The following is a 7,817-nucleotide window of genomic DNA, read 5'->3' on the forward strand; positions in this document are numbered from 1 at the left end:
GGTGAAGGGGTGCGCCTGGGCGGGAGCGGCGAACGCGAGGGTGGCGGCGGCCGCCGTCGCCGTCGCGAGGGCGGCACGCGCGGTTCGGGTCCTTTTCTCAGCCATGGGGCGGCAACGTAGTAATCGCTTACTGTCTCGGTCAACACCCAGGCACAGTGCAGTACTTGGACTTTCCTTCGCCATCCTCTGGCGTCGTGGCCCTTCTCAGTACACGCTTACCGTCGACACCAGGGAGATCCGGCCCCTTCCAGGAGGCACGGGGACCTGCGTGACGAGCCACGACGATCCCGCACGGGAGGACGGACCCATGGCAGACCCGTCGGCAGAAGGACGCGGCCGGACACCGCGCCGGNNGGCGGGCCGGCTCTGCATGGTCTGCTGCACGCACGGCGACCCGCGGCGCGAGCTGGCGTTCGTGGACCTGCTGCACGAACAGCGGGCGGACGCGGTCGTGCTGGTCGGCGGCGCGCACCAGGACCGGGCCTACGCGCGCGAAGTGGCCCGCAGGGCACGGAGCCTGTACTCCGGCGGCGCGCGGCTCGTGCTGTGCGGCAGGCCGTCGGTGGGCCGCGACGTGCCGACGCTCTCGGTGGAGTACGACAACGAAGGCGGCGCGTTCGCCCTCACCGACCACCTGCTCGCCCAGGGCCACGAGCGGATCCTCTACCTCGGCGGACCGGCGCCGCGGCGCCGCCCGAGCTGGTGCACACCGGGGCGTTCAGCCCGGCCTTCGGTCATCAGCGACTCGCCCATCTCCTCGCTTCCGGACCGGAGTTCAGCGCGGTCTTCGCGGCCAACGACATGGTCGCGATCGGTGCGCTGCGGGCCCTGGAGGAGGCCGGACTCCGCGTCCCCGACGACGTGTCCCTCGTCGGCTACGACGACGTGCCCGCCGCCGCGACGCTCCGGCCGCGGCTGACCACCGTGCGCGTACCGCTGGAGGAGATGGGGCGGGAGGCGGTGCGGATCGCCGTGCCGGACACGGAGTCCGACGCGTGGCGGCCGACGGCCGGGGGCGGCGTGCGGCTCGGGACGCACATCGTCGTCCGCGACTCGGTGACGCGGCGCGCGTCCGGCCCCGCCCCGGCATGCTCCGGTGACAGCGGTCGATGACAGCGGTCGATGAAAGCGGTTAACTCCCCCTGACCGACACCGAACCCCGCTGGTGAAGCAGAAAGAACAGAGAAACACTCCGCCCCCTCTTGCGCGGCGAAGAAACCGCTTACATGCTGTCGCGGGATCGCCTCACGTGCCCCCGACACCTCTGGGAGTTCGCATGCCCACGCCTGTCTCCGACTCCTCCGGGCCCAGCCGTCGCGTCCTCCTGGCGGCCGGGGCCGCCTCCGTCGTCGTGCCGTCGGCGGCGGGCGGCACGGCCTGGGCCGCCGCCGCCGAGACGACCGAAGACGCCGCCGTCGAAGACGTCGAGGGCGCCGCCGAAGACCCGTACGACACCCTGCTCGCCCGCGCCGCGGACCAGCTCACCGGCGGCGCCTTCGACGCCGGCGACCCCGACTTCGCCGCCGCGCTGAAGACCCTGGACACCCAGGCGTCCACCTGGTGGCGGCAGTTGGACCGCTCGACGGGCCGGACCGCGCTGTGGCCCGACCTCTCCCCCGCCACGGACCCCGGCAACTTCGGCCAGAGCTACACCCGCCTGCGCACCCTCGCCGTCGCCTGGGCCACGCCCGGCACCTCCCTCACCGACAGCGCCGAGACCGCGGACGCCCTGCTGGACGCGCTGCGCTTCCTGCACTCCACCGCCTACCACCCGGGCCGCCCCGAGTCGGGCAACTGGTGGTTCTGGGAGATCGGGGCGCCCCGCGCGCTCATGGACACCTGCGTGCTCCTGCGGGCGCGCCTGGCCGCCGACGACCTGGCCGGCTACACCGCGACGGTCGCGGCGTTCTGCCCCGACCCCGACCGCCGCACCAGCGCCCCCTCGCTCGCCGAGACCGGCGCCAACCGCGCCGACAAGGCCGTCATCGTCGCCCTGCGCGGACTGCTCGCCCGCGAGGCGGACACGGTCGCGCTGGCCCGCGACGGCCTGTCCGACGTGCGCGACGGCGGCCGGAACAGCCTCTTCACGTACGTGACGTCGGGGGACGGCTTCTACGAGGACGGGTCGTTCGTGCAGCACGGCTCCGTCGCCTACACGGGCACGTATGGCAGCGTCCTGCTCGGCGCGGCGGGCCAGCTCATCGCGCTGCTCGCGGATTCGCCGTGGGCGGTCGTCGACCCGAGGACGTCCGTGCTGTACGAGGCGGTGGACCGGACGTTCGCGCCGGTGGTCCTCGACGGGCTGATGATGGACGCGGTGCGCGGGCGGGCCATATCGCGCGAGAAGGCGCGCGACCACCACGACGGCGCGGCGACGCTCTCCCACATCCTGCAACTGGCGTCCGGCGCCCCGGACGCGTACGCGCGCCGCTGGCGTGCGCTCGCCAAGGGCTGGATCCGCCGCAACAGGAGCACCCCCTACGTGGGCCTGGTCGGCATCCCCGCGCTGGCCCGCGCCAAGGCCGTCCTCGACGACGCGTCGGTACCGGCCGCCGAACGGCTCACCGGGCACTTCGCGTTCGCCGACATGGACCGCGTGGTGCACCGGCGGCCCGGCTGGGCGCTGGCCCTGTCGCTCTCCTCGAAGCGCATCGCCGCGTACGAGGCGGGCAACGGCGAGAACCTGCACGGCTGGTACACCGGCGACGGCATGGCCTACCTCTACGACGGCGACGACCTCGGGCAGTTCGGGGACGGCTTCTGGGCGACCGTGGATCCCTACCGGCTGCCGGGCACGACGGTGGACACGCGCGCGCGGGCCGACATCGGCACGGGCGGCGGCACGGGCACGTACCGCCCGAAGAACGCCGTGGCGGGCGGCGCGGTCCTGGACGGCCGCTACGGCGCCGCCGCCATGGAACTGCTCGCCGACGGCAGTTCCCTGCGGGCCCGCAAGACCTGGTTCTGCCTCGACAACGCGGTCGTCGCGCTCGGCGCGGACATCACCGCGGGCGACGGCCGCACCGTCGAGACGGTCGTGGAGAACCGCAATCTGCACGCCGAAGGCCCCGCCCGCCGCCTGACCGTGGACGGCCGCCCGCAGCCGGGCCACGACGGCTGGTCCGCGCGGCTGGGCGAGGCCGGGTGGGCGCACCTGAACGGCACCGGCGGCTACGTCTTCCCCGACGTCCCCGGCCGCGCGGCCGGCCCCGGCCTGCGCGCGCTGCGCGAGCGCCGCACGGGCTCATGGCGGGACATCAACACCGGCGCCGACACCGGGGGCAGCGCGACGCCGGTCACGCGCCGCTATCTGACCCTCTGGTTCGACCACGGCACTTCCCCAGCCGGGGCGTCGTACGCGTACGTCCTGCTGCCCGGCGCGAGCGCGTCCGCGACAGCGGCCTGGGCGCGCGCCCGGCCCGTACGCATCCTCGCCAACGACGCGACCGCCCAGGCCGTCGAGGCGCGCCGCGAGGGGCTGCTGGCCGCGCACTTCTGGCGGCCCGGCAGGGTCGGGGGGCTCTCCTCGTCCGGGGCGGGCACGGTGCTGGTCCGGCGCGGACCCCGCGGTGTGTCGGTGGCCGTCGCCGATCCCGGCCGCACGGAGACGACGCTGGACGTCGAACTGCCCTTCCCCGTACGGAAGGTGGTGCGCGCCGACGACACGGTGTCGGTGACCGTGGGCCGACGTCCCGTCGTGACCGTCCGGGTCGGGGGCTCGCGCGGCCATGCGCATGGGGCCGAGCTCGCGTGAGGGCGGGCGGGTCCTACTCATCCACGTGGCTGGGCGCGCACTTCCCCGCGCCCCTCGCGGGGCGCCCCGCCCGGCCGTGGACGGTCCCCTCCGCCCCACATAGCGTCACCGATCAACCCGTACCGCCCACCGAGGAGTCACGGACCCCATGCCCGCACCGCATCTGTCCCTGCCGCCCACCGACCGCGTCCTGTCCCCGCTCACCGGCTGGACCAGGGCCCACTGGGAGGCGCTCGCCGACCGGCAGTTGGAGGCGCTCGTCCCCTACGCGACACCCGGCTTCGCGCAGTACCGCCTCCCCGGGCGCAACAGCTGGTCGGGGGTCGTCTCGGACGGCCTGGAGGGATATGCGCGGTCCTTCCTGCTGGCCTCCTTCCGGATCGCCGGGGCGGGCGGCGAGGTGGATCCCCGTCTCGTCGAACGCTACGCGCGGGGTCTGACAACGGGCACCGACCGCGCCAGCGGCGAGGCCTGGCCCGAACTCACCGACTGCTCCCAGCAGATGGTGGAGGCCGCCTCGATCGCCATCGGCCTGCACGAGACCCGCCCCTGGATCTGGGACCGGCTGGACACCCGGGTCCAGGAGCGGGTGGTCGACTGGTTCTCCGGCTTCGTCGGCAAGAAGACCTGGGACAACAACTGGCGGCTCTTCCAGGTGGTGTCCGAGCAGTTCCTCGCCTCGGTCGGCGCCCCGCACAGCCAGGCGGACATCGACGGCGGCCTCGACCGCATCGAGGACTGGTACCGCGGCGACGGCTGGTACAGCGACGGCGACGGCCGCAACTTCGACTACTACATCGGCTGGGCGATGCATCTGTACCCGCTGCTGTGGGCCCGGATGGCGGGCGACGCGGACGGCGGGCGCGCCACGGTGTACCGCGAGCGCCTGGCCCTGTTCCTCACCGCCTACCCGCACTTCTTCGGCGGCGACGGCGCCCCCGTCCACCAGGGCCGTTCCCTGACGTACCGGTTCGCGGCGGCCGCCCCCGTGTGGCTGGGCGCGCTCGCCGACTGCACCCCGCTCGCCCCCGGCCTGACCCGGCGCCTCGCCTCCGGCACCGCGCGGCACTTCGTGGAGCGCGGGGTGCCCGACGAGCGGGGGCTGCTCCCGCTCGGCTGGTACGGCACGTTCCTGCCCGCGACGCAGGCCTACTCGGGGCCCGCGTCACCGTACTGGGCGAGCAAGGGCTTCCTCGGGCTGCTGATCCCCGCCGACCACCCGGTGTGGACGGAGCGCGAAGTCCCGCTCCCCGTGGAGCGGTCCGACCAGTACACGGCCCTGCCCCGGCCCGGCTGGCTCCTGCACGGCACCCGGGACGACGGCATCGTCCGCCTGGTCAACCACGGCAGCGACCACAACCCCCTCGAAGGGCCCGCCCAGGACGACCCGCACTACGCCAAGTTCGGCTACTCCACTGCGACGGCCCCGGAGACCGCCCCGCGCGCGTGGGAGCGCGCCGTCGACGGTCACGTGGCGCTGCTCGACGCGGACGGCACCGCCTCGCGCCGTCTGCGCATCCACCCGCTGAGCTGCGAGGGCCGCGTGGCCTCGTCGCGGCACGACGCCCGGCTCCCGGGCCGGGAGGAGACGTTCCCCGTGGAGACGACGAGCGCGCTGCACGGCCCCTGGGAGATCCGGGTGCACCGCGTGCAGGCGCCGGCGGAGCTGTCCGTCCGCGAGGGCGGTCACGCGGTGGCGGACGAGAGCAGGCCGCACGCCGAGCAGGGGCCCGGCTGGGCGCTCGTGCGTACGGAGTCGGGGCTGACCAGCGCGGTCGTCGCGCTGCACGGCTGGGACGAGGACGCGGGCATCGCCCGCGAGGTGGCGGCCAACGCGTTCGGGCCGCACTCGGCCACGCCGTACCTGTCGTGCGCCGCGCGTCCGGGCGCCGACAGCGTGCACGTGACGCTCGTCGCGCTGTCCCGCGACACCGTCCGGCCGCAGGCGCTGCGGGAGTCCGTCGTCTGTGCCGTGCACGACGACGGCGGTGTCGGCGTCCGCTTCCCCGACGGCACCGAACTGCGTCTCTGAGACGGTCAGAGACCGCCGTCCTCCCGCCGGTGGATCTGGTCGACCAGCTCCGCGGCCATGGACTTGATGGTGTCGAGCCCCGCTCTGCCCCACCGGCGCGGCTCGACGTCCACGACACAGACCGTGCCGAGCACGATGCCCGTGCGGTCGACGAGGGGGGCGCCCAGATAGGAGCGGATGCCGATCTCGTCGACCACGGGGTTGCCCGCGAACCGCGGATAGTCGCGGACGTCCTCCAGGACGAGGGCCTTGCGGCGGACCACGACGTGCGGGCAGTACCCGTGGTCGCGGGCCAGATACCGGCGCGCCTCGCCGCTCGCCCGGGGCGTCCCCGCACCGGCGGGCGCGGCGCCCCCGGTCTGCTCCGCGCTGAGACACGCGCCCTCCGGGGCGTGCAGGCCGGCGAAGAACTGGCGTTCCTCGTCGATGAAGTTGACCATCGAGTACGGCGCGCCCGTCAGCTCGGCGAGCCGGTCCGCGAAGGCGTCGAAGGCCGGTTCGGGGCGCTGCCCGATGCCGAGCCCGCGCAGCCGTCGCACCCGGGCGGGCGCCTCCTTGTCCACCGGCGTGAGCAGCAGGTGCCCGGTCGGGTCGTACATCACGTGTGGGCTCCGTAGCTGGGCGCCGGGGCATGGTTGAGGAGATGCTTCACGAGGGTGAGGAGCGTCTGGATGCCGGAGCTGGAGATCCGCGCGTCGCAGCGTACGACGGGCACCTCGGGGTCGAGGTCGATCGCGGACCGCACCTCCTCGGGCTCGTAGCGGTAGGCGCCGTCGAACTCGTTGATCGCCACGATGAAGCCCATGCCGCGCTGCTCGAAGAAGTCCACGGCGGCGAAGCAGTCCTCCAGGCGCCGGGTGTCGGCGAGGACCACCGCGCCGAGCGCGCCCTCGGAGAGCTCGTCCCACATGAACCAGAACCGCTCCTGCCCCGGTGTGCCGAAGAGGTACAGCACGTGTTCCGGGTCGAGCGTGATCCGTCCGAAGTCCATGGCGACGGTCGTCGTGGTCTTGTTCTCCACACCCGACAGGTCGTCGGTGCCCTCGCTGACCGTGGTGAGCAACTCCTCGGTGCTCAGCGGCGCGATCTCGCTGACCGCGCCCACAAAGGTCGTCTTCCCGACCCCGAAGCCACCCGCGACCAAGATCTTCAGCGCGGTGGGGAAGGGGTCAGAGCTGTCGTCGTAATCCATCGAGCACTGCCTCCAACAGGGACCGGTCAGTGGGGTTGTGGTGGAAGTCCGGGGCCTTCGTGGTGAGGGCCCCGCAGTCGAGGAGATCGGAGAGGATCACTTTGGTGACGACCGCGGGCAGCTTGAGCTGGGCCGCGATCTCGGCGACGGAGGTGGGGGCCTCGCACAGGCCGACGGCCTCGTTGTGCTCGGGCCCGAGGTAGCCGAGGGGCGGGGAGCCGGTCGCCATCACCTGCGAGAGCAGGTCGAGCCGGCTGCTCGGTCTGGTCCGTCCGTTGCTCACGGTGTACGGGCGAACGAGCCGGCCCGCCGCGTCGTCGAGCCAGGGCCCGTCGTGCGGGGCCGCCATACTCAGCGCCTCATCGGCGCGGGTTCCCCGGCCGGCTGCCGGGGCGCGGTGATCAGGTACGGCCGCACGCTCTTGACCAGCATCGCCATTTCGTAGCCGAGCACGGCCGCGTCCGCGTCGCGCCCGGCGAGGACCGCCAGACAGGTGCCCGACCCCGCCGTGGAGACGAACAGGAGCGTGGAGTCGAGCTCCACGACGACCTGCCGGACGTCCCCGCCGTCGCCGAAGCGGACACCCGCGCTGCGGCCGAGGGAGTAGAGCCCCGAGGCGAGGGCCGCCATGTGGTCGGCGCTGTCCGGGTCGAGACCGTGCACCGACTTCACGAGTCCGTCGGAGGAGAGCAGGACGGCGCTGTGGGTGTGCGGCACGCGCTGCACGAGGCCGCTCATCAGCCAGTCGAGATCGGATACATGGCCGGTCGGCGCATCGCTCGCCATGGTGGATCGACTCCTTGGGGGTACGAACGTACGGGGGTCTGCCGGGGCAGCGG

At 73.6% G+C, this 7,817-nt stretch carries 7 protein-coding genes; 3 read left to right on the forward strand and 4 right to left on the reverse strand.

The annotated features are described in order from the left end of the window. Positions 1-702 precede the first annotated feature (702 nt). The 3 genes from AOK22_RS42925 to AOK22_RS23710 all read left to right on the forward strand — a co-directional run bounded on the left by AOK22_RS42925 (position 703) and on the right by AOK22_RS23710 (position 5,786). On the forward strand, positions 703-1,113 hold the full coding sequence (locus tag AOK22_RS42925; RefSeq protein WP_055700728.1) for a substrate-binding domain-containing protein: 411 nt from the start codon (positions 703-705) through the stop codon (positions 1,111-1,113). 163 nt (positions 1,114-1,276) lie between these two features. Beyond that, complete coding sequence (locus tag AOK22_RS23705; RefSeq protein ID WP_055700729.1) at positions 1,277-3,754, forward strand: polysaccharide lyase 8 family protein; 2,478 nt, start codon at positions 1,277-1,279, stop codon at positions 3,752-3,754. 148 nt (positions 3,755-3,902) lie between these two features. Then, the gene (locus AOK22_RS23710; protein ID WP_079036769.1) at positions 3,903-5,786 is read left to right on the forward strand and encodes a DUF2264 domain-containing protein; all 1,884 of its coding nucleotides are present in this window, start codon (positions 3,903-3,905) and stop codon (positions 5,784-5,786) included. A 5-nt stretch (positions 5,787-5,791) separates the two neighbouring features. On the opposite strand, the gene AOK22_RS23715 is transcribed toward AOK22_RS23710, so the two are convergent. From AOK22_RS23715 to AOK22_RS23730, 4 genes are read right to left on the reverse strand one after another with little or no spacing between them, the layout of a single operon-like run. Next, a complete protein-coding gene (locus AOK22_RS23715) occupies positions 5,792-6,388 on the reverse strand; it encodes a GAF domain-containing protein (RefSeq protein WP_055700730.1) in 597 nt (198 codons plus the stop codon). Then, positions 6,385-6,978, reverse strand: coding sequence for a GTP-binding protein (locus AOK22_RS23720; RefSeq protein WP_055700731.1), 594 nt, complete (start codon positions 6,976-6,978; stop codon positions 6,385-6,387). The genes AOK22_RS23715 and AOK22_RS23720 overlap by 4 nt, the downstream gene beginning before the upstream one ends. Next, positions 6,956-7,327 carry a DUF742 domain-containing protein gene (locus AOK22_RS23725; RefSeq protein ID WP_055700732.1) on the reverse strand — a complete coding sequence of 124 codons (372 nt, stop codon included), beginning with the start codon at positions 7,325-7,327 and terminating at the stop codon, positions 6,956-6,958. Before AOK22_RS23725 ends, AOK22_RS23720 begins: the two co-directional genes overlap by 23 nt. Before the next feature lie 2 nt (positions 7,328-7,329). Beyond that, positions 7,330-7,764 (reverse strand): roadblock/LC7 domain-containing protein, encoded by a 435-nt coding sequence (locus AOK22_RS23730; RefSeq protein ID WP_055700733.1) that lies wholly within the window; start codon positions 7,762-7,764, stop codon positions 7,330-7,332. Positions 7,765-7,817 lie beyond the last annotated feature (53 nt).

The sequence above is a fragment of the Streptomyces silaceus genome, from assembly GCF_001419745.1.
GTDB lineage: Bacteria > Actinomycetota > Actinomycetes > Streptomycetales > Streptomycetaceae > Streptomyces > Streptomyces silaceus.